Consider the following 20,359-nt stretch of genomic DNA (forward strand, 5'->3'; position numbering starts at 1 on the left):
CTGATCGGGTGGCGATCGAGTTTCTCAAAGGGCATGGCACACAGAACGACTTCGTGCTGCTGCCCGACCCGGACGGCCTGCTGGACCTGACGCCGTCCCGGGTCGCCGCGCTGTGCGACCGGCAGCGGGGGCTCGGTGCCGACGGCGTCCTGCGGGTGGTCCGGTCCACCGCGCTGGGCCTGCCGTCCGAGGGCGAGTGGTTCATGGACTACCGCAACGCCGACGGGTCCGTCGCGGAGATGTGCGGCAACGGCATGCGCGTGTTCGCGCGGTACCTCACGGACACCGGGCTGGAGTCCGGCAGCGAGTTCGTCGTGGGCAGCCGTGCCGGGGACAAGCCCGTCCTGGTGCGCCCGGACGGCGAGGTCACGGTGCACATGGGCCCCGCGGCCATCACCGGCGCCTCGGTCGCGCTCGTGGACGGGCGCAACTTCTCCGGCGTCGCGGTGAACGTGGGCAACCCGCACCTGGTGTCCATTGTGGAGGACGACGTGGCGGAGCTGGACCTGCGCGACCAGCCGCGGTACGACGAGGATTTCTTCCCCGAGGGCGTGAACCTGGAGTTCGTGAACCCCATCGGTGAGGGCGCGTTGCGGATGCGCGTGTACGAGCGCGGGGTCGGCGAGACCCGCTCGTGCGGCACGGGCACGGTGGCGGCGGTCGCGGCCGCGCTGCACCTCGCGGGCACGGACACCGGTGAGTCCACTGTGGACATCCCCGGTGGTAGGGTCACGGTCGCGCTCGACCACGGGGCGGCGACGCTGACCGGCCCGGTGGAGTTCGTCGCGCGTGGCGAGCTGTTCGACGACTGGTGGGCTCAGGCGTAGGCGTTCTTCGGGACGTCCCGCATCCTGCGCAGCGGCGAGAACAGCAGCAGCGCCATGGGGATCACGAGCGCGGCACAGCCGATCCACAGCGTGCCGCGCACGCCCAGCCACGCGCCCAGCCCACCGCCGACGAGGCCGCCGATCGGCATCGTGCCCCACACGACGAACCGCACGGTCGCGTTCATCCGGCCCAGTAGCCGGTCCGGGCAGACCGCCTGCCGGTAGCTGACCTGCGCGACGTTGTAGACGATCACGCCGAAGCTCTCCACGGTCATGCCGAAGGCGATGAGCGCGATGCGCCAGTCCGGCCCGGCCAGCGGCGTGAGCAGCTGGAACGGCCAGGTCAGCAGCGGGACGAGCCAGATCGACCGCGCCTGCCCGAGCCTGCGGGTGACCCACCCCGCGGACAGCGCGCCGAGCACGCCGCCGACGCCGAACGCGGTCATGAGCGCGCCCACCGCGGCCGGGCTCAGCCCCAGGTCGCGGGTGAAGAACAGGATCATCATCGACTGGAAGACGGTGTTGCCGAGGTTCGCGGTGGCGGTGCACAGCGTGATCGGCCGCAAGGTCGGGTTCCGGAACACGAAGCCCAGCCCTTCGGCGATCTGCCGCCGCAGCGGCAACCCGTTGTGCGGCTCGGGTTCCGGCTCCGGAGTCCTGATGCGCCACAGGAACAACGCCGAGGCGAGGTAGCCGAGCCCGGTCGCGAACACCGCGTTCGCCGCGCCGGCGAGCTGGGTCAGCCCGCCGCCCGCGCCGGGGCCGACGACCTGGGCGACCGACTGGCTGGCCTGCAGCTTCGCGTTGCCCTCCAGCAGGTGTTCGCGCCCGACGAGCGAGGGCAGGTACGACTGGTACGACACGTCGAAGAACACCGTGGCCACGCTGACCAGCAGCGCCACCACGATGAGCTGGGTGAGCGTCAGCACGCCGGTCCACCACGCGATCGGCACGGTGCACAGCAGCGCCGCGCGGGTGAGGTCGGCGCGCAGCATCAGCGGTCTTCGGCGCATCCGGTCCACCCACACCCCGGCGGGCAGGCCGATGAGCAGGAACGCGGCGTTCTCGGCCGCGGTCAGCAGGCCCATCTGGAACGGGGTCGCCGCCAGCACGGTGGCCGCGAGCAGCGGGACCACCGTCTGCCCGACGAACGTGCCCGCCTGGCTCACCGTGTCGCCCGCCCACAGGAGCCGGAAGTCGCGATGGAACCAGAGTGAGTCGCGCCGCATGCCGGACAGCCTCCCGCAAGCGATTGGAAAGCGTCAATCACTTTGCGCCCTAAGCTGAACCGGTGGACCACCCGCGCCGTCCGGCGACCGAGGCGGAGGCGAACGCGCTCGCCTCCGGAATACGCCTGCGCATCATCCGGTTGACCTATGCGGAGGCGTTGACCAACAAGGAGCTGGCGCAGCGCCTAGGCCGGGATCCGGCGACCGTCCTGCACCACGTGCGCAAGCTGGTCGAAACCGGGTTCCTCGCCCCGCAGCCGCCGCGCCGAGGCAAGCGGGGGGCGAAGGAGATTCCCTACCTTTCGACGGGGTTGTCCTGGAGCTTGGAGGGTGCGGGCCTGCACGAGAAGGTCGGCGAGGCCATGCTCGAGGCTTACCTCGGCGAGATCGCCGAGGTGCCGCCCTCCGAACTGCGCCAAACACGGCTCGTGATGCGGTTGAAGCCGGAGGAACGGGCCGAATTCGAAACCCGGTTCCAAGACCTGCTCGAGGAGTTCCGTGCCAGGTCAGCGCCGGGTGGGGAGCAGCTGGCCGTCTACTTCGCGACCTACCCGAGCCGGTAATGCGCTCGGTTTATCCCGCGGGACGTGGGACCATGGAAGGACGATGACAGAACTGACACACACAGACTTTCTGGACGACCCGTCGATCGGCGAGCTGGAGCTGGAGGACCGCGCCTCACTGCGGCGCGTCGCCGGGCTCTCCACCGAGCTGGCGGACATCACCGAGGTCGAGTACCGGCAGCTGCGATTGGAACGGGTCGTGCTGGTCGGCGTGTGGACCGAAGGCACCGCGGCCCAGTCCGAGGCCTCGCTGGCCGAGCTGGCCCGGCTCGCCGAGACGGCGGGCTCCGAGGTGCTGGAGGGTCTCGTGCAGCGCCGCGACAAGCCGGACCCGGCCACCTACATCGGCTCGGGCAAGGTGCGCGAGCTGTTCGACATCGTCGTCTCCACCGGTGCCGACACCGTGATCTGCGACGGCGAGCTCTCGCCAGGTCAGCTGCGCAACCTGGAGCAGCGGCTCAAGGTCAAGGTGATCGACCGGACGGCGCTGATCCTCGACATCTTCGCCCAGCACGCCCGCTCCAAGGAGGGCAAGGCGCAGGTCGAGCTGGCCCAGCTGCAGTACCTCATCCCGCGGCTGCGCGGCTGGGGTGAGTCGCTGTCCCGGCAGGCCGGTGGCCGTGCCGGCGGCGCGAACGGCGGTGTGGGCCTGCGTGGTCCCGGTGAGACGAAGCTGGAGACCGACCGCCGGCGGATCAACAAGCGCGTGGCGAAGCTGCGCCGCGAGATCGCCTCGATGGACGCCATCCGCGAGACCAAACGCGGGCGCCGCGTCGCCAACGAGGTGCCGAGCGTCGCGATCGTCGGCTACACCAACGCGGGCAAGTCGAGCCTGCTCAACGCCATCACCGGCGCGGGCGTGCTCGTCGAGAACGCGCTGTTCGCCACCCTCGACCCGACCACGCGCCGCAGCGCGACGCCGGACGGGCGCACGTACACGCTGACCGACACCGTCGGTTTCGTGCGGCACCTGCCGCACCAGCTGGTCGACGCGTTCCGCTCGACGCTCGACGAGGCGGCCGACGCCGATCTGCTGCTGCACGTGGTGGACGGGTCGGACCCGGCGCCCGAGGAGCAGGTCAACGCCGTGCACGAGGTGCTGGCGGAGATCAACCAGCGGCGGTCGGGTCCGTTGCCGCCCGAGCTGATCGTGATCAACAAGGCGGACGCGGCGGACGAGCTGTCCCTGGTCCGGCTGCGGCACCTGCTGCCCGACGCCGTGGTCGTCTCGGCGCGTACCGGGTCCGGGGTGAGCGAGCTGGTCGAGGCCATCGCCGAGCGGCTGCCGCGGCCCGAGGTCACCGTCGAGGCCCTCGTGCCGTACACCCGTGGTGAGCTGGTCGCCCGCGTGCACACCGACGGTGAGGTCCTCGCGGAGGAGCACCTGCCGGAGGGCACGCGGCTGTGCGCCAGGGTCCGGCCCGACCTGGCATCGGCGCTGGAGACGTATGTCGTGAACGGCTCTCCGGCCTGACGTCGGTAACGTCGGCGGGGTGACGTCGCGTTGGGGTGCGCTGCTCGCCGTGGTTTCGTTCGTCCTCGCGCTGTCCGTGGCTCCGGCCACGGCGGCGGAGGCGCCGGCCACGGTGTGCACGGTGTCGGACAGGCGGATCAACGAGTTGTCCGGCCTCGTCAGTGACGGGCAGCGCTGGTACGCCATCAACGACGGCGGCTCGAAGGTGCAGGTCTTCGTGCTGGGCCGCGACTGCGCCGTACAGCGGGTGATCAGCAACCCGCTGGACCCGTACGACGTCGAGGACCTGGCCCGCGCGTCCGACGGCACGTTGTGGCTGTCGGACACCGGCGACAACGACAAGAAGCGCGAGACGGTGGCGCTGGTGGCCCTGACACCGCAGGGCAAGGCGACGCTGTACCGGCTGACGTACCCGGACGGCCAGCACGACGTGGAGGCGTTGCTGCTGGACCCGAAGGGGACGCCGTACCTGGTGACGAAGACGCCGTTCGGCGATTCGGGGATCTACCGCCCGGCCGGGGCGTTGAAGAGCCCTGGTCCCACTCCGCTGGAGAAGGTGGGCAGCCTCGATTTCCGCACCACCGACACCCCGGGTGGCCCCGTGGCGGGTTTCGGCTCGGTGCTGGTCACCGGCGGTGCGGTGAGCGCTGATGGCAAGGTCGTCGCCCTGCGCACCTACACGGACGCCTACCTCTACCCGGCCCCGGACGGGGACGTGGCGGCGGCGTTGAAGCGCTCGCCGGTGCGGGTGCCGTTGCCGAACGAGAAGCAGGGGGAGGCGCTGGCCTTCGAACCCGACGGCACGCTCCTGTCCGGTGGGGAGGGCGTCGGGGAACCGATCCGCGCCGTTCGCGGCGCGACGGCGCTCGTGAGCGCGGCGGACGGCGGCGCCCCGGCTGCCGCGGGCGGTCAGGCGAGCACCGGCACGGGCGACCAGAAGGGGATGGGCGCCCTGCCCGCGTTGGTGCTGGCTGTGTGCCTGGCCGCGGGCGGGTTGTTCGTGGTGGGCAAGCTCCGCCGCCGCTTCGGCCGGAAGTGAGCTGGGCGGTGGTGCTGGAGGCGCCGCCGTTGGTGTGGGTGGCGTCGTGGTGTGCTGCCGTGCACCTGCCCCGGGGTGGTTGCTGGTGGTTGGGCAAACTGCGCCGCCGCTTCGGCTGGAACTGACCCGCGGGTTGGAGCCGTCGCCGTGCGCCTGGCCGGGAGGTGGCTGCCGGTGGGCAAGCTGTACCGCCCCGTTGGCCGGAAGTGAGCCGGGCGGTGGTGCTGGAACCGCCGTTGGTGCGGGGTGTCGCGGTGTGGCGATGGCTGTGTCGCCGTGTGGCTGGCCGGAGGATCGGCAAGCTGCACCGCCCCGTTGGCCGGAAGTGAGTTGGGCGGTGGTGCTGGAGGCGCCGTTGGTGGGGGGCGTCGCGATGTGGCGATGGCTGTGTCGCCGTGTGCCTGGCCGGAGGATCGGCAAGCTCCGCCGCCGCTTCCGCCGGAGGTGACCCGGGGCGGCGGTCCCCACACCGCCGCCACCCGCGTCAGAGGCGCCGCAGCACGGCGACGACCTTGCCGAGGATGGTGGCGTCGTCACCGTTGATGGGGTCGTAGGCCTCGTTCTGCGGCATCAGCCAGACGTGCCCGCCCTTGCGCTTGAACGTCTTCACGGTGGCCTCGCCGTCGATCATCGCGGCGACGATCTCGCCGTTGTTGGCCGTGGGCTGCTGGCGCACGGCCACCCAGTCGCCGTCCGTGATCGCGGCCTCGATCATCGAGTCACCGGTGACCTTCAGCAGGAACACCTCGCCCTCGCCGACGATGTCCTTCGGCAGCGGGAACACGTCCTCGACCGACTGCTCCGCCAGCACCGGCCCGCCTGCCGCGATCCGGCCGACCACCGGTACGTACGCCGGCTTCGGCATCTCGCTCTCCGACCGCCCGATGCGCGCCGCGCGCTCGGCCGCGGCCGTGAGCACGCCGACCGCACGCGGGCGGTTCGCGTCCCGGCGGAGGTAGCCCTTGCGCTGCAGCGTGCGCAACTGGTGCGACACCGACGACGTCGACGTCAGGCCCACCGCCTCGCCGATCTCCCGCACGCTCGGCGGGTAGCCGAACCGGTCCACCCAGGCGCGGATGACCTCCAGCACCTGTTGCTGGCGCGGGCTGAGGCCCTCCTCGACGTCCTCGGGGTCGGGGAGCGGGTGCACGTCGCCGAACCGCCCGCCGGGGCGACGGGGAATTTCGGCGGTGTCGTCGATGTCTGTCATGGTGCTGCCTCCCAGCTGCGCTGCTCGTCCTACCTGCCGGGCCGCAGACTCGAACAGCGACCGGCGCGTATCGCCTTGTCCTGGTCACCCACGGTAGTCCACCGGGGCGGGAACATCAAACAACTGTTCGAGCGACACGCCGGGTGGCTCTCGATTTTGTCGGACCCTGGTGGTACACATTCGCGCAGAGGTTCGATAGAACGAGTGTTCGACCGGAGCGCCGCCGGGGCGCGGGGTCGGGCCCGACCGTGAGGAGGTGCCGCGATGGCGGTACTGCTGGACGGAAGCCGCATCGCCGGGGCGCCCGCCGAGGGCAGGACCAGGCAGGACGGGCCGGTCCGCGTCCGCAGGCACGCGGGGGAGACGCGCCGGCCACCGACGCGTGCGCGGGTGGTGGCGGGCCGCGGGCGCGCGGCCGTGCCGGGGTGCGCGCCGCGTCGTGTGTCCCCGCGGTGGCCGTGGCTCGCCGCGGTGGCCGTCGCGGTGGCCCTGGTTGTCACCGGACTGGGTGTTTTCGCCCAGGGGATGTCGCACCCGGTGCCGAGTCAGACGGCTACCGTCACGGTGGGCGAAGGGCAGACGCTGTGGGACGTCGCGCACGAGTACGCCCCAGCCTCCGACGCGGATGCGGTCGTGGCGAAGATCCGCGAACTCAACGGGCTCGGCGATGCCGCCCTCGTGCCGGGCCTGCCACTGACGGTCCCCGTGGACGCGGCGCCGGTCGGTGCTTCCCGCTGAGGTTTGCCGTTGCGTGCTGTGCCCCGTTGACCTGCCCGTGAGCTGAGGCCTGCTGTGCGATGCTGTGGCCCCGGTCGCGCTGAGGCTTGTTGTGCTGCTTACCTCGTGCTTGATCCGGCCTGTTTGCGGCTAAGGCTTGTCCCGCGCCGATGTGGTCCGTCCGTGGGCTGAGGCTTGTCGCGAGTCTCGTGATCCATCGCGCTGGCGTGGCCCGTCCGCCACGGTCCGGCGCTCCCGTTCGCCCTCGTGGCGACGTCGGTGGCCCGCCCGTCCACCGCTGCGACCCCCCGTGCGGCACCGTCACCGCCCACGTTGTCGCACCGCTCCGAGTGCCATCGCCCCGGCCGCTCCACCATCGCCCGTCCGAGGCCGCGCCTTACCGTCCGCCCGCCGGGCCCGCGATCACGGCGAACCACCCACGCTTCCGATTCCACGCAGTGACTGCGCCCCCGTCACCCTCGCGCGCCCGCGCCCCGCCCCGCGACAGCGAAACGAACCTCATCCCCGCTCCCGACGCCGCGCAGTGACCGCACCGCCACCCCTCGAACCGAACCCCAGGCCCGGCCGACCGCTCGCCGCTGGAGGACGACCTCTCGGCGACCGTACCCCTCCCTCAACCGGGCGGTCCGCTTGCACCCCGGTTGCGCGCGATCTAAGGTCAACCGCTATATCTAGTAGTTACATGGATGTAGTTGGTCCACAAGTTGGGGTAGACTGAAACGCGAGTTGTCCACAACTGCTTGATGTTCACCCACCGGATATCCACATGTTGATCGCCAGATCAGCGCCTGCCGGGCCGTTGCGTGGCGGTCGGCGGGGGTGGCCGGGGGACTGACGAGAAGGGGAAGGTGATCGGTCGTGCGGTGTCCGTTCTGCCGCCATGCCGACTCCCGGGTCGTCGACTCCCGTGAGGTGGACGAAGGGCAGGCGATCCGCCGCCGCCGGTCGTGTTCGGCGTGCGGTCGCCGGTTCACCACCTCGGAGACGATGGTGCTCGCCGTCGTCAAGCGTTCCGGGGTGACCGAGCAGTTCAGCAGGGACAAGGTGGTCCGGGGCGTGCAACGGGCCTGCCAGGGCAGGCCGGTCGACGACGACGCCCTGCAGCAGCTCGCGCAGCGGGTCGAGGAGTCGATCCGCTCGGCAGGTGTCGCGGAGATCCCGAGTCACGAGGTCGGCCTGGCCATCCTCGGCCCGCTCCGGGAGCTCGACGAGGTCGCGTACCTCCGCTTCGCCAGCGTCTACCGCTCCTTCTCGTCCGTAGAGGACTTCGAGAAGGAGATCGCGGACCTGAAGGCAGCCATGCAGCGCGAATCGGTAGCGGACGGCGAGTGAAACTCGGCCGGCGGGAGAGGGACAAGGGCATGACGGAGACCGTGACGACAGGCAGTAAGAGCGCGAAGAGGGGCAAGCGCGGGCTCACCGTGGAGCGCGTGTTCACCACCGAGGGCGTACACCCGTACGACGAGGTGAAGTGGGAACAGCGTGACGTGGTGATGACCAACTGGCGTGACGGTTCGGTCAACTTCGAGCAGCGCGGTGTGGAGTTCCCCGAGTTCTGGTCGGTCAACGCCACCAACATCGTCACCAGCAAGTACTTCCGCGGTGCGGTCGGCAGCCCGCAGCGCGAGCACAGCCTCAAGCAGCTCATCGACCGGGTCGTGAAGAGCTACGTCAAGGCGGGCACGGACAACGGCTACTTCGCCACCGGCGCCGACGCGGAGATCTTCGAGCACGAGCTGACCTGGATGCTGCTGCACCAGGTGTTCAGCTTCAACTCCCCGGTGTGGTTCAACGTCGGCACGACCTCGAAGCAGCAGGTCAGCGCCTGCTTCATCCTGGCCGTGGACGACAACATGGAGTCGATCCTCAACTGGTACAAGGAAGAGGGCCTGATCTTCAAGGGCGGCTCGGGCGCGGGCCTGAACCTGTCGCGCATCCGCTCGTCGAAGGAGCTGCTGTCCTCCGGCGGCACCGCCTCCGGCCCGGTCTCCTTCATGCGTGGTGCCGACGCCTCCGCGGGCACCATCAAGTCCGGTGGCGCCACCCGCCGCGCCGCGAAGATGGTCGTGCTCGACGTCGACCACCCGGACATCGAGGAGTTCATCGCCACCAAGGCGCGCGAGGAAGAGAAGATCAAGGTCCTGCGCGACGCCGGGTTCGACATGGACCTCTCCGGTGCCGACATCCACTCGGTGCAGTACCAGAACGCCAACAACTCGGTCCGCGTCAACGACGAGTTCATGCGTGCCGTCGAGACGGGCGGCGAGTTCGGCCTGCGGGCCCGCCTGACCGGTGAGGTCATCGAGACCGTCGACGCCAAGAAGCTGTTCCGTTCGATGGCGCAGGCGGCGTGGGAGTGCGCCGACCCGGGCGTGCAGTACGACAGCACCATCAACGACTGGCACACCTGCCCGGAGTCGGGCCGCATCACGGCGTCCAACCCGTGCAGCGAGTACATGCACCTGGACAACTCCAGCTGCAACCTGGCGTCGCTGAACCTGCTGAAGTTCCTCAAGGACGACGGCACGTTCGACGCGCAGCTGTTCGTCAAGGCGGTCGAGTTCGTCATCACCGCCATGGACATCTCGATCTGCTTCGCGGACTTCCCGACCGAGGCGATCGGTGACACCACGCGCAAGTTCCGCCAGCTGGGCATCGGCTACGCGAACCTGGGCGCGCTGCTGATGGCCACCGCGCACGCCTACGACTCCGACGGCGGGCGCGCGCTGGCCGCGGCGATCACGTCGCTGATGACGGGCACCGCGTACCGCCGCTCGGCCGAGCTGGCCGGCATCGTCGGCGCGTACGAGGGTTACGCCCGCAACGCCGAGGCGCACCAGCGCGTCATGCGCAAGCACGCCGCCGCGAACGACGCGATCCGCACCATGCACAGCAACGACGCCACGGTCCGCGACCTGGCGACGCGCGAGTGGCAGCGCGGGATCGAGATCGGCGCGAAGAACGGCTGGCGCAACGCGCAGGCCAGCGTGCTCGCGCCCACGGGCACCATCGGCTTCATGATGGACTGCGACACCACCGGTATCGAGCCGGACTTCTCGCTGGTCAAGTTCAAGAAGCTGGTCGGCGGCGGTTCGATGCAGATCGTCAACCAGACGGTGCCGCGCGCCCTGCGGGCGCTGGGTTACCAGGACGAGCAGGTCGAGGCCATCGTCGAGTACATCTCGCAGCACGGGCACGTCGTGGACGCGCCGGGGCTGCGCCCCGAGCACTACGAGGTGTTCGACTGCGCGGTCGGCGAGCGCTCGATCGCCCCGATGGGCCACGTGCGCATGATGGCCGCGGTGCAGCCGTTCATCTCGGGTGCGATCTCCAAGACCGTGAACATGCCGGAGTCGGCGACGGTCGAGGACGTCGAGCAGATCTACTTCGAGGGCTGGAAGCTGGGCCTGAAGGCGCTCGCGATCTACCGTGACAACTGCAAGGTCGGCCAGCCGCTGTCCACGGGCAAGAAGTCCGAGGCGAAGGCCGACGCGGAGCCGGAGAAGGTCGTCGAGTACAAGCCGGTCCGCAAGCGGCTGCCGAAGAAGCGCCCGAGCCAGACGCTGTCGTTCACCGTCGGCGGTGCCGAGGGCTACCTGCACGCGGGCTCGTACCCGGACGACGGGCTGGGTGAGATCTTCGTCAAGCTGGGCAAGCAGGGTTCGACGCTGGCCGGTGTCATGGACGCGTTCTCGATGTCCATTTCGGTCGGTCTGCAGTACGGCATCCCGCTGGAGTTCTACGTTTCGAAGTTCTCCAACCTGCGCTTCGAGCCGGCTGGTATGACGGACGACCCGGACATCCGCATCGCGACGAGCGTGCTGGACTACCTGTTCCGGCGGCTCGCGCTGGACTACCTGCCGTACGAGAAGCGGGCGCAGCTGGGCATCTTCACCGCCGAGGAACGCACCGCGCAGGTCGAGGCGTCGGACTACGGCGCCCCGGCGACGGACAGCGTGGACCTCGAGGCGCTGCGCAGCACGGTCGAGTCCAAGCCGGAGGTCGACACGCACGTCGCGCACAGCACGGCCGAGCTGATGGACCTGCACCTCGGCAAGGCCAACGACGCGCCGCTGTGCATGACCTGCGGCACGAAGATGCGGCCCGCGGGCTCGTGCTACGCCTGCGAGGGCTGCGGCGCCACCTCGGGCTGCAGCTGATCGTCGGGGATTTTCCGGGGCCGGAGGTCGCACACCGCGACCTCCGGCCCCGGCCGTTTGGTCAGGCGTTCGTGGTCAGATCGAGTGCACGCCCAGCGTTGTCCAGCAGCTCCTGGTAAGTGATCACCTCGATTCTCGAGTGTTCGGCGTTGCAGGTGCGCAAGGTTTCCGCGATTTCGTGCGTGGTGCACACCTGAATGCGCGATCAGTCCTGTCCGGTGACGCCGGATCAACGGGGCCTCCATGCCGTCCGTGAACCTGCGCCTGATCAACTCGCCTGCGAAATTGCCACTGAAGACCCAGTAGCAGCCACGTAGAGCCTCCTGCAGTTGAGCTTCCCTGGTGTAGGGGCATCGAAGGCACGTACCTGGGTCGCTCGCTGGTGACAGCGCCACAGTTGGTACTTGCGTTCGAGGTCATCGCTCGGAACGCGGCCCGTGGCGTGGCCGATGAGGTCTTCGAGACGCGAAGCTGTGGCGCTGTCTCCGCGATCGTGGATGATCCTGAGCAGGAACTTGGTGTTCGAGTCAGCGCGGATCTTGTTGCTCGAGCCGTCGGTCACCGCCCTTGTCACAAAACGGTCCCCTGCCTTGTCTTCCCTGTAGAGAACCATCGACGGAGGAGCGGGGCCGTGAACGAGAAGATCCTGGTCACCGGCGGCACCGGCACCCTCGGCCGGGTCGTGGCCGAGCGGTTGCTCGGCCACGACCGCGAGGTGCGCGTGCTCAGCAGGCGGCCCGCGCCGGGCGGCACGCCGTACGCCTGGCGCACTGGGGATCTCCGCACGGGGGCGGGGATCGCCGAGGCGACAGCCGGCGTCGACACCATCGTGCACTGCGCGAGCACCGTCAGCCGGGGCGGTGACGTCGAGGCGACGCGGCGGCTCCTCGAAGCCGCCCCGCGGGCGCACCTCGTCTACATCTCCATCGTCGGTATCGACCGGATCCCGTTCTTCTACTACAACGCCAAGCTCGCCACCGAACGGCTCATCGAGCGTTCCGGTGTGCCGTGGACCATCCTCCGCGCCACGCAGTTCCACGACCTCGTCGCCGGCCTGACCGCCGCCCAGCGCCGCCTGCCGGTGACCTTCACGCTCAAGGGCCGCTTCCAGCCGATCGACGTCCGTGACGTCGCGGACCGGCTGGTCGAGCTGGCGCTCGGAGCGCCCGCGGGGCGTGTGCCGGACATCGGTGGCCCCGAGGTCCGGGATGCCCGTGACCTCGCCCGGGCCTACCTCGCCGCCACGCGCCACTCACGGCCCGTCGTCACGTTGCCCGTACCTGGCAAGCCGGACGGGCCTTTCGTGCCGGAGCCAACCTCACGCCGGAGCACGCCGTGGGCCGGATCACCTTTGAGCAGTACCTGGAAGAACATCAGCGCTAATTAGTTATGTGCTAATCTAGTTGGTGTGAACCTCCCGGCCCTCTTCGACGACCTCGTGCGCTTCGAGACCCTCCTGTGGAACGCCGTCGACGCGCGCCTGCGTGACGAAACCGGCCTTCCGCTGGGCAGCCTCGACGTCATGCGGATCATCGGGGCCACGCCGCGGTGCCGCGTGTACGACATCGCCGAAGGGCTCGCCATCACCGTCGGCGGCGCGAGTCAGGCGGTGGACCGGCTCGAGAAGCGCGGGCACTGCGCGCGGCGGCCGAACCCGGACGACCGGCGCTCGTCGATCGTCGAACTCACGCCGGAGGGTCAGGCGCTGCTCGAAACCGCGAGCACCGTCTTCGAGCGCGAGCTGGCGGACTTCTTCGCCACGCCACCACTTCGGCGGGAAGCGCTCGACCACCTCGCCACCACACTCGCCACACTCCGCGCCGCCGCGCAGGAGAGGAGTCGTAGATGACCACCAGGCGTGCCGTCCGGTTCGACCGGTACGGCGACCGCGACGTGCTGTACATCGCCGAGCTGCCGGTGCCCGAGCCGGCGGCGGGCGAGGTGCTCGTCGCCGTCAAGGCAGCCGGGATCAACCCCGGCGAAGCCGCGATCCGTAAGGGGCTCATGCACGAGCGTTTCCCCGGCACACTGCCGTCCGGGCAGGGCAGCGACCTCGCCGGTGTCGTCGCTGTGCTGGGCGAGGGCGTGACGGACTTCCAGGTCGGCGACGAAGTGCTCGGCTACTCCTGGCAGCGGTCCAGCCAGGCGACGCACGTCGTCGTGCCCGCGTCGCAGCTCATCCCGAAACCAGCCGGGCTGAGCTGGGAACAGGCAGGTGCGTTGTACGTCGTGGGCTGCACGGCCTACGCCGCGGTCCGCGCTGTGGACCCGAAACCCGGCGAGACCGTCGCCGTGTCCGCGGCCGCCGGTGGCGTCGGCACGCTCGTCGTGCAGTTGCTCCGGCGGCGCGGCGTGCGCGTGCTCGGTATCGCGTCCCCCGCCAACGACGAGTGGCTCACCGCGCACGGCGTCATCCCGGTCCACTACGGCGACGGCATCGCGGAACGGCTTCAGGAAGCCGGTCCCGTCGACGCCTTCATCGACCTGTTCGGCCCGCAGTACGTCCAGCTCGCCGTCGACCTCGGCATCCCGCCCGACCGGATCGACACCATCATCGCGTTCGACAAGGCGGCCGAACTCGGCGCGAAGGCCGAGGGCAGCATGGCGGCGTCCACCCGCGAGGTGCTCACCGAGATGGCCGGCCTCGTCGCGTCCGGCGACGTCGAGCTTCCCATCGCGGCCACGTACCCGCTGGACCGGGTCGCCGACGCCTTCGCCGAGCTCGAACAGCGGCACACCCGCGGGAAGATCGTCCTGCTGCCCTGAGCCGTCAGCACTTCAGCTGCGACCACAGGAACTCGAACAGCAGGGCCCATTTCTGCGCCAGCTGCTCGTTGTCCGCGGCCGCGCCGTGCCCGCCCTCGATGTTCTCGTGGTAGCGCACGTCGTACCCGAGCTCCCGCATCTTGGCCACCATCTTGCGCGCGTGGCCGGGGTGCACGCGGTCGTCGCGGGTGGACGTCATGAACAACGTCGGCGGGTAATCTCGTCCACTGTGGACGTTCTGGTAAGGCGAGTACTTCCCGATGTACTCCCACTGCTCCGGGTCGTCCGGGTCACCGTATTCGGCCATCCACGAGGCGCCCGCGAGCAGCAGGTGGTAGCGGCGCATGTCCAGCAACGGCACCTGGCACACGATGGCCCCGAACAACTCGGGGTAGCGCGTGAGCATGACGCCCATCAGCAGGCCGCCGTTGCTGCCGCCGTGCGTGCCCAGCTTCTCGCGGGTGGTGATGCCGCGGTCGACGAGGTCCCGCGCCACCGCGGCGAAGTCCTCGTACACCAGGTAACGGTTTTCCTTCATGGCCTGCGTGTGCCACGACGGCCCGTACTCACCGCCGCCACGGATGTTGGCGAGCACGTACGTACCGCCGCGGGCCAGCCAGCCCCGGCCGAGCACGCCGCTGTAGTCGGGCAGGCGGGACACCTCGAAACCGCCGTACCCGGTCAGCATCGTCGGGCCGCCTTCGGCTCGCGGCCGCACGACGAAGTACGGGATCTGCGTGCCGTCGCGCGAGGTGGCGAAGTACTGGTCCACCGTCATGCCCTCGCTGTCGAACCGCTCCGGCGACTGCTTGAGCACCTCGATGGCGCCGCCGACGTGACCGTAGGAGAGCGTCGGCGGATCGGTGAAACCGCTGGTGCTGACCAGGAATTCGTCACTGGAGTCGGGATCGGTGTCGACGATCTGCGCGACGCCCAGTTCCGGGCCCGCCGGCATCGGCTCCCGCCGCCACCCCTCGGCCGGCGTCAGCACGTGCAGTTCGGTGCGGACGTCCGACAACGTCGTGAGCAGGAGGTGGTTGCGCGTCCAGTCGTAGGCCTCCAACGACGTGTGCGCATCCGGCTCGAACACCACTGTCAGCTCGCGTGAACCGGCGAGGTAGTCGTCGAACCGGGCGGCGAGCAGCGTGCCCGCCTCGTACACCCTGTCCTCCAGCTGCCACGGCGAGCGCGTGCGGATCAGCAGCCACTCGCGGTGGACCTCGGTCTGCGCGTCCTCGGGCACGTCGATGCGCACCAGTTCGCCGTCCGTGCGGAGGTACTTGTGGACTCGGTAGAAATCCGGGGAGCTGCCGACGAAATCGCGTTCGAACCCGGGGGTCGGGTCGTGGTAGGCGAAGGCCGCGACGTCCTCCAGCTTGCCCTCGTACACGGTGACGGCCTCGGACAGCGGCGTGCCGCGGCGCCATTCCTTCATCACCCGCGGATATCCCGACGTGGTCAGGGAACCTTCCCCGAAATCGGTGCCGACGTAGATCAGGTCCTCGTTGATCCAGCCGACGCGGCTCTTGGCCTCGGGCAGCTGGAAACCGTCCGGCACGAACTCACGGCTCTCCAGGTCGAACTCCCGCACCACCGTCGCATCGGCCCCGCCCCGCGACAGTTCCACGAGCGCGCGCCGGAACCCAGGACGCAGCACGGTCGCGCCCTGCCAGACCCAGTTCTCGCCCTCCTGCTCGGCGAGTGCGTCCACATCGAGCAGGATCTCCCAGGCCGGGCGCTCCTTGCGGTACTCCTCTAGCGTCGTACGGCGCCACAACCCGCGCGGGTTGTCCGCGTCCTGCCAGAAGTTGTAGAAGTACTCGTCGCGCCTGCGCACGTACGGGATGCGGTCGTCGGCGTCGAGCACTTCGCGGAGTTCCGCCTGGAGTCGCGTGAACCGCTCGCTCCGGCCCATCTCCTCCAGCGTCTCGGCGTTGCGCGCGCGAACCCAGTCGAGCGCCGTTTCGCCGGTCACGTCCTCGAGCCACAGGAACGGGTCTTCGTCAGCCATGCCCCTCAGTCTGCCAGGTCGGGTGCCGCCTCCGTGCCGGTCCGATTACCGTCGGTCGGGGACTGCGTCGCCCGAATCGTGGCTTTTGCCGAAGCGGTCCGCCCCCTAACCTGGTGTGAAGCAGATCACTTCTTCGGGAGGTGCCGGATGCGGATCGCGGACGTGTTGCGGGCCAAGGGCAGTGCGGTGGCGACCGTGTCCCCGGACACCACCGTCGCCGGGTTGCTCGCGGGGCTCGCCGAGCACAACATCGGGGCGATGCCCGTCGTCGGCTCCGGTGGGGTGGTGGGCATCGTCTCGGAGCGCGATGTGGTGCGCAAGCTGCACGAACGCGGTGAAGTGCTGTTGTCGCGGCCGGTCTCGGAGATCATGACGACGGTTGTCGCCACGTGCACGCCGCGTGACTCGGTGGACGATCTGAGCGTGCTCATGACGCAGCGGCGGATCCGGCACGTCCCGGTCATCGAGGACGGCAGGCTCGCGGGCATAGTCAGCATCGGTGACGTCGTGAAGACCCGGATGGAGGAACTGGAGACCAGTCAGGAGCAACTCCAGGCCTACATCGCCCACGGCTAGGGGTTTCGGCTAGGGCGTTTCCCATCGCGCGAGCACCCGGTCGATGTCGCCGCGGATGCGCTCGCGCGCCTCGGCACGCGGCACCCCGGCCATGAGCATCGCGTCGTAGTCGGTGTCCTCGTGGCGGATCGAGGCGATGACGGCGAGCCGCACGGCCTCCTCGTCCAGTGCGCGGCCCGCCGCGGACCGGCCCACCCGGCCGCTGCCGCGAGTTCCGGCGTGAGCCGCGATAGCCTGCGCCCTTTCCTGGGCGCAGCCGGGGAAGAGGCGCCGGATCTCGGCCGCCATCGCCGCCTGGAACTCGACGTCCTGCGCTGCGCGGCGCACCGCGTCGCGTTCCCGGCGCCGCGCTCGGACGTCCTCGTCGGCCAGGCATTGCGCCTCAGCCCGTTCGAGCGCGGCTTCTTCGACCAGGATTCCCTGTCGCTCGAAGCGTTTCCGCCGCTTGTTGAACCGGGTCACGAGCACGGCGAGCGTGCTTTCCTTCTTCGCGCGACGCGACAGCGCGGCGTTGCCCGAGGGCAGGAACACGAGGTGGTCGAAGTCGGCGCAGGAAAGGCAGAGCCACCGGCCTTCCTCCTCGTAGTGGAATTCGCTCGCGGGGAGCTGAATTCCGCAGCTGTCGCACGCGGAATCGTTCAGTGACATCATCACGACGAGGTCGGGCGCCTGGTTCTGCCGTGCTTCGAGCTTTTCGCGCTGTTTGTCCGACAAGTCGGTCGAGACCCAGTGGATGCGGAAGATCCGTTGCAGGGCTTCGTTTTCCGCGAACACGAGTGGCCGGCGGTCCCGGGTGCCCGCGAGGTAGGTGGCTTCACTCGCCTGCAGCCCGCGTTCCCGCGCCCAGTCGCTCAGGTGCTCGAGGGCCGCCAGCGCCTTCGCCGTGTCCACCGGCAGGCGGTCGGCGAGCGCGCCGGGGCGGCCGCGCCGCCAGTCCTCCACGGCCGCGGCCGGAAGCCAGCGCAGACCCACCAGCACGTCCACCGGGGCGACGAATTTCTGCTTGCGCAGCACCGCTTCCGCGGCTTCCGCGACGCGCCGCCGGAGCTTGGGTTGTTCGGACACGAGCGCGCAGTCTAGTGCCCGAGGACAGGTGCGAGTGCGGCGATGCCGGCGGTGAGTGCGGCCCTTCCCCGTGCGTAGGAGGTCTCCAGCGGCAGCTCCGCGAGCAGTACGACGACGTAGCGCGAGTCGACCAGGCCGGTCGTGTTCAGCACGACGGCCCGCTGGATCGTCATCCAGCCCTGCTTGACGGCCCTGGGCAGGTCCGGCAGACCGTCGGGGATGCCGAAGTACTGCGGAAACCCGTCGGCGGCCGGGTTCTGCGCCCCGGCCATCGCGCCGAGGACGAGGCCCCGCGCCTCGTCCGGCACCCGCTCGACGAGGAACCGGTACACCGCGACGAGGTCGTCGGCGGTCGTCTTCGTCATCTCCCACTGATCGCTGAACGTCGGCGGGCGCGTGTGCGCCAAGCCGATCAGCTGCACCATCCGGGTGATGATGGCGGAGCGGCCTCCGTACTCCCACAACGCCTCGGCGATGCCGTCGTCGCTCGCGGACAGCATTTCGGTGAGGTTCGCGCCCAGCCGTTCACTCGGATGCCACTCGTTCCGTTGCAGGGCGTCCAGCGCGATGAACAGCTTCACCAGTGAAGCGGTGTAGAACTGCTGGTCCCCGTTCACCGACGCGAGAGATTGCCCGGTCTGCTCGTCGTACAGCGCGAACGCGAGGTCGGTGCCGGGCGCGACCTCATTGACCGCCGCCGTCACCACGCCCGGATCGAGTGACGGCGGGGTGCTGCTGGGCGGTGGCGCGGGCTGGGCGACGACGGCCTGCGGCGGCGGCTCGCCGAGCCCGCGTGAACCGGCGACGAGGGCGAAGGCGACCAGCACCGCGACGATCGCGGGCAGTCCGGTACGCCAGAACATGGCAGCAAGCGTGACCCGGATCGGCCGGATCGGCACGCCGAGTAGACCGTTAGGTTGATCGAGTAGACCGTTCGGTTAGTGCTGCACCAGCCCGGTGCGGTACGCGAAAGCCACCGCCTGCGCCCGGTCTCGCAACCCCGCCTTCGCGAACAGGTGGTTGACGTGCGTTTTCACCGTGGCCTCGCTGATGAACAGCATGTGGGCGATCTCCGCGTTGGACAGTCCGCCCGCGATGAGGCGGAGCACCTCGATCTCGCGTGTGGTGAGCCCTTCGATCTCGTCGGTGCTGGGAATGTGCGACCGGGCGGCCGCCTCGACGAGCCTCAGCTGCAGTTGTGCGTCCACAGTGGACATCCCGCTCGCCGCGGAACGCAACGCTCCCGCGATCGAGTCGGCGTCGGCGTCCTTGGTGAGGTAGCCCCGCGCCCCGGCCTGCAGCGCCGCCAGCAGCGACTCGTCGTCCGCGTAGGTCGTCAGCACCACCACCTCGGTCGCCGGGTGTTCGGCCCGCACCCGCCGCGTCGCGGTGACCCCGTCACAACGCGGCATCCGGAGGTCGATCAGCAGCACGTCGGGACGGAGCGCGGCGACCAGCTCGAGCGCCTCGTCACCGTCTCCCGCCGCGCCCACCACCTCGATCCCCGGCAGCAGCCCGAGCAGGGTGACCAGGCCCTCTCGGACCACCGCCTGGTCATCGGCGAGCACGACCCGCAGCGGTTTCACGCCGGAACCGTCAACCGCACCTGCCATCCGTCCTCCCCAGGCCCCGTGGTCAGCCGGCCGCCGAGCAACTCGGCACGCTCGCGCATCCCGCGCAAACCGTAACCCGCGGGGCCACCGGGTCGGGGCCGCCGCCCCTGCCGGTCGAGCACGGTGACGGTGACCTCGTCCGGGGTGAAGGCCAGCTCGACCGTCACCGGGGCTCCGGTGGCGTGCTTGCGGGTGTTGGCCAGCGCCTCCTGAACCGCGCGGACGACGGCTGTGCTCGCCGCTGTCGCCACGGGTCGCGGTTCGCCGTGCACCGTCAGGTCCGCGGCGGCACCGGTGTCGAGGCGGTACGCGGTCACGAGGTCCGCCACGGCGCTTTCGAGCGGTACCAGGTCGTCGCGCAGCGTCGCGACCGCGTTCCGGGCTTCGGCGAGCCCCTCCGCGGCGAGCTGCTGCGCGCGCTCGATCTGCGCCAGCGTTTCAGGGCTCGCTCCGTCACGGACCAGCATCAGGCGTGCGCTCTGCAGGTTCAGCGCGAGGCCGGACAGCGAGTGGGCGAGCACATCGTGCAACTCCCTCGCGATCCGCGCCCGCTCGGCGAGCCTCGCGGCGACCGCGTGTTCCTCGGCCGCCGTGCGGGCGCGGGCGAGGGCCAGCTCGGTCTGTTCGAGCCGGGCCCTGCGGGCTCGCCGGTTGAGACCCAGCAGCACGGCGACCGCGATCAGGGCCAGGTCGAGCAGCGCGTTGCGCAGGCCCAGCCGGTAGTAGGAGATCAGGAAGCTCGTTGCCGTCAGCGTGACCGCACCCGCCGCGCTCGCCGCGGGCAGGCTGAGGAGCCGGGCCGCGTAGAAGAGCGCGGTGTAGACGATCACCACGGCAGGTCCGTTGGGCTCGTACACCCACAGGGCACCGCCCGCCCCCGCCAGCACGATCAGCGAAATGGGCAGCAACCACGACGGTCGCGACGGCAGCCACAGCAGTGGGACCGAGGACACGAGTGCGACAGCCGCGAGCGGCCACGTCGTGCCGTCGAGCTTGGGCACAATACTGGCCAGCGGGACGAACACGAGCAGCCAGCGCAGCGAGTCCAGGAGCGGCGCGAACCGGTCCCGGGTGAGGCCCGGCGTCAT

The 20,359-nt window shown here is 70.0% G+C and carries 18 protein-coding genes; 11 read left to right on the plus strand and 7 right to left on the minus strand.

Annotated elements, in window-relative coordinates:
• Positions 1-8: 8 nt before the first annotated feature.
• A complete protein-coding gene (gene dapF / locus ABFX51_RS11720) occupies positions 9-827 on the plus strand; it encodes a diaminopimelate epimerase (RefSeq protein ID WP_091512858.1) in 819 nt (272 codons plus the stop codon).
• Here the strand turns inward: dapF and ABFX51_RS11725 are convergent.
• A complete protein-coding gene (locus ABFX51_RS11725; RefSeq protein ID WP_091512860.1) occupies positions 818-2,056 on the minus strand; it encodes an MFS transporter in 1,239 nt (412 codons plus the stop codon). The genes dapF and ABFX51_RS11725 overlap by 10 nt on opposite strands.
• A 62-nt stretch (positions 2,057-2,118) precedes the next feature.
• Here ABFX51_RS11725 and ABFX51_RS11730 point away from each other — a divergent pair, with 62 nt between their 5' ends.
• The 3 genes from ABFX51_RS11730 to ABFX51_RS11740 are packed head-to-tail and all read left to right on the plus strand — an operon-like array spanning position 2,119 to position 5,132.
• Positions 2,119-2,619 carry an ArsR/SmtB family transcription factor gene (locus tag ABFX51_RS11730; protein ID WP_091512862.1) on the plus strand — a complete coding sequence of 167 codons (501 nt, stop codon included), beginning with the start codon at positions 2,119-2,121 and terminating at the stop codon, positions 2,617-2,619.
• A 43-nt stretch (positions 2,620-2,662) separates the two neighbouring features.
• Complete coding sequence (hflX, locus tag ABFX51_RS11735; protein ID WP_091512864.1) at positions 2,663-4,093, plus strand: GTPase HflX; 1,431 nt, start codon at positions 2,663-2,665, stop codon at positions 4,091-4,093.
• Between the two features lie 19 nt (positions 4,094-4,112).
• The gene (locus tag ABFX51_RS11740; protein ID WP_425425861.1) at positions 4,113-5,132 is read left to right on the plus strand and encodes an SdiA-regulated/phytase-like domain-containing protein; all 1,020 of its coding nucleotides are present in this window, start codon (positions 4,113-4,115) and stop codon (positions 5,130-5,132) included.
• A 484-nt stretch (positions 5,133-5,616) separates the two neighbouring features.
• Here ABFX51_RS11740 and lexA read toward each other — a convergent pair whose 3' ends face one another.
• Positions 5,617-6,342, minus strand: a complete 726-nt coding sequence (gene lexA / locus ABFX51_RS11745; protein ID WP_091512866.1) for a transcriptional repressor LexA — start codon at positions 6,340-6,342, stop codon at positions 5,617-5,619.
• Positions 6,343-6,606: 264 nt separating this feature from the next.
• Here lexA and ABFX51_RS11750 point away from each other — a divergent pair, with 264 nt between their 5' ends.
• The 6 genes from ABFX51_RS11750 to ABFX51_RS11775 all read left to right on the plus strand — a co-directional run bounded on the left by ABFX51_RS11750 (position 6,607) and on the right by ABFX51_RS11775 (position 14,006).
• Positions 6,607-7,080 (plus strand): LysM peptidoglycan-binding domain-containing protein, encoded by a 474-nt coding sequence (locus ABFX51_RS11750; protein ID WP_177228876.1) that lies wholly within the window; start codon positions 6,607-6,609, stop codon positions 7,078-7,080.
• 858 nt (positions 7,081-7,938) lie between these two features.
• On the plus strand, positions 7,939-8,412 hold the full coding sequence (gene nrdR, locus ABFX51_RS11755; protein WP_091512868.1) for a transcriptional regulator NrdR: 474 nt from the start codon (positions 7,939-7,941) through the stop codon (positions 8,410-8,412).
• A 29-nt stretch (positions 8,413-8,441) separates the two neighbouring features.
• Positions 8,442-11,240, plus strand: a complete 2,799-nt coding sequence (locus ABFX51_RS11760) for a vitamin B12-dependent ribonucleotide reductase (protein ID WP_091512993.1) — start codon at positions 8,442-8,444, stop codon at positions 11,238-11,240.
• A gap of 631 nt (positions 11,241-11,871) precedes the next feature.
• Entirely contained in the window at positions 11,872-12,627 is a 756-nt protein-coding gene (locus tag ABFX51_RS11765; protein ID WP_342743521.1) for an SDR family oxidoreductase, read from the plus strand.
• 21 nt (positions 12,628-12,648) lie between these two features.
• Positions 12,649-13,089 carry a MarR family winged helix-turn-helix transcriptional regulator gene (locus ABFX51_RS11770; RefSeq protein WP_091512871.1) on the plus strand — a complete coding sequence of 147 codons (441 nt, stop codon included), beginning with the start codon at positions 12,649-12,651 and terminating at the stop codon, positions 13,087-13,089.
• Entirely contained in the window at positions 13,086-14,006 is a 921-nt protein-coding gene (locus ABFX51_RS11775; RefSeq protein WP_091512873.1) for an NADP-dependent oxidoreductase, read from the plus strand. Before ABFX51_RS11770 ends, ABFX51_RS11775 begins: the two co-directional genes overlap by 4 nt.
• 4 nt (positions 14,007-14,010) lie before the next feature.
• Here the strand turns inward: ABFX51_RS11775 and ABFX51_RS11780 are convergent, their stop codons facing one another.
• Positions 14,011-16,017 carry a prolyl oligopeptidase family serine peptidase gene (locus ABFX51_RS11780; protein ID WP_091512876.1) on the minus strand — a complete coding sequence of 669 codons (2,007 nt, stop codon included), beginning with the start codon at positions 16,015-16,017 and terminating at the stop codon, positions 14,011-14,013.
• A 147-nt stretch (positions 16,018-16,164) separates the two neighbouring features.
• Between ABFX51_RS11780 and ABFX51_RS11785 the strand changes: the two genes are divergently transcribed.
• Positions 16,165-16,593: a CBS domain-containing protein gene (locus ABFX51_RS11785; protein ID WP_091512878.1), complete on the plus strand. Its 429-nt coding sequence runs from the start codon at positions 16,165-16,167 to the stop codon at positions 16,591-16,593.
• A 9-nt stretch (positions 16,594-16,602) separates the two neighbouring features.
• Here the strand turns inward: ABFX51_RS11785 and ABFX51_RS11790 are convergent, their stop codons facing one another.
• The 4 genes from ABFX51_RS11790 to ABFX51_RS11805 form a co-directional block, all read right to left on the minus strand.
• A complete protein-coding gene (locus ABFX51_RS11790) occupies positions 16,603-17,658 on the minus strand; it encodes a DUF2293 domain-containing protein (RefSeq protein WP_091512881.1) in 1,056 nt (351 codons plus the stop codon).
• Positions 17,659-17,669: 11 nt separating this feature from the next.
• Positions 17,670-18,521 (minus strand): serine hydrolase, encoded by an 852-nt coding sequence (locus tag ABFX51_RS11795; protein ID WP_091512995.1) that lies wholly within the window; start codon positions 18,519-18,521, stop codon positions 17,670-17,672.
• Positions 18,522-18,596: 75 nt separating this feature from the next.
• Positions 18,597-19,271, minus strand: a complete 675-nt coding sequence (locus ABFX51_RS11800) for a response regulator (protein ID WP_091512883.1) — start codon at positions 19,269-19,271, stop codon at positions 18,597-18,599.
• On the minus strand, positions 19,241-20,359 hold the full coding sequence (locus ABFX51_RS11805) for a sensor histidine kinase (RefSeq protein WP_091512886.1): 1,119 nt from the start codon (positions 20,357-20,359) through the stop codon (positions 19,241-19,243). The genes ABFX51_RS11800 and ABFX51_RS11805 overlap by 31 nt, the downstream gene beginning before the upstream one ends.

It is taken from the genome of Amycolatopsis dongchuanensis (assembly GCF_039542405.1).
In the GTDB taxonomy this organism is placed as follows: domain Bacteria; phylum Actinomycetota; class Actinomycetes; order Mycobacteriales; family Pseudonocardiaceae; genus Amycolatopsis_E; species Amycolatopsis_E sacchari.

Excerpts from the sequence above, each read along its gene's own strand:
- ABFX51_RS11760 (WP_091512993.1), top strand. The coding sequence starts at position 8,442 with ATGACGGAGACCGTGACGACAGGCAGTAAGAGCGCGAAGAGGGGCAAG.
- hflX (WP_091512864.1), top strand. The coding sequence starts at position 2,663 with ATGACAGAACTGACACACACAGACTTTCTGGACGACCCGTCGATCGGC.
- lexA (WP_091512866.1), bottom strand. The coding sequence starts at position 6,342 with ATGACAGACATCGACGACACCGCCGAAATTCCCCGTCGCCCCGGCGGG.
- ABFX51_RS11795 (WP_091512995.1), bottom strand. The coding sequence starts at position 18,521 with ATGTTCTGGCGTACCGGACTGCCCGCGATCGTCGCGGTGCTGGTCGCC.
- ABFX51_RS11785 (WP_091512878.1), top strand. The coding sequence starts at position 16,165 with ATGCGGATCGCGGACGTGTTGCGGGCCAAGGGCAGTGCGGTGGCGACC.
- ABFX51_RS11750 (WP_177228876.1), top strand. The coding sequence starts at position 6,607 with ATGGCGGTACTGCTGGACGGAAGCCGCATCGCCGGGGCGCCCGCCGAG.
- ABFX51_RS11780 (WP_091512876.1), bottom strand. The coding sequence starts at position 16,017 with ATGGCTGACGAAGACCCGTTCCTGTGGCTCGAGGACGTGACCGGCGAA.
- ABFX51_RS11805 (WP_091512886.1), bottom strand. The coding sequence starts at position 20,359 with ATGACGCCGGGCCTCACCCGGGACCGGTTCGCGCCGCTCCTGGACTCG.
- ABFX51_RS11800 (WP_091512883.1), bottom strand. The coding sequence starts at position 19,271 with ATGGCAGGTGCGGTTGACGGTTCCGGCGTGAAACCGCTGCGGGTCGTG.
- ABFX51_RS11725 (WP_091512860.1), bottom strand. The coding sequence starts at position 2,056 with ATGCGGCGCGACTCACTCTGGTTCCATCGCGACTTCCGGCTCCTGTGG.
- ABFX51_RS11775 (WP_091512873.1), top strand. The coding sequence starts at position 13,086 with ATGACCACCAGGCGTGCCGTCCGGTTCGACCGGTACGGCGACCGCGAC.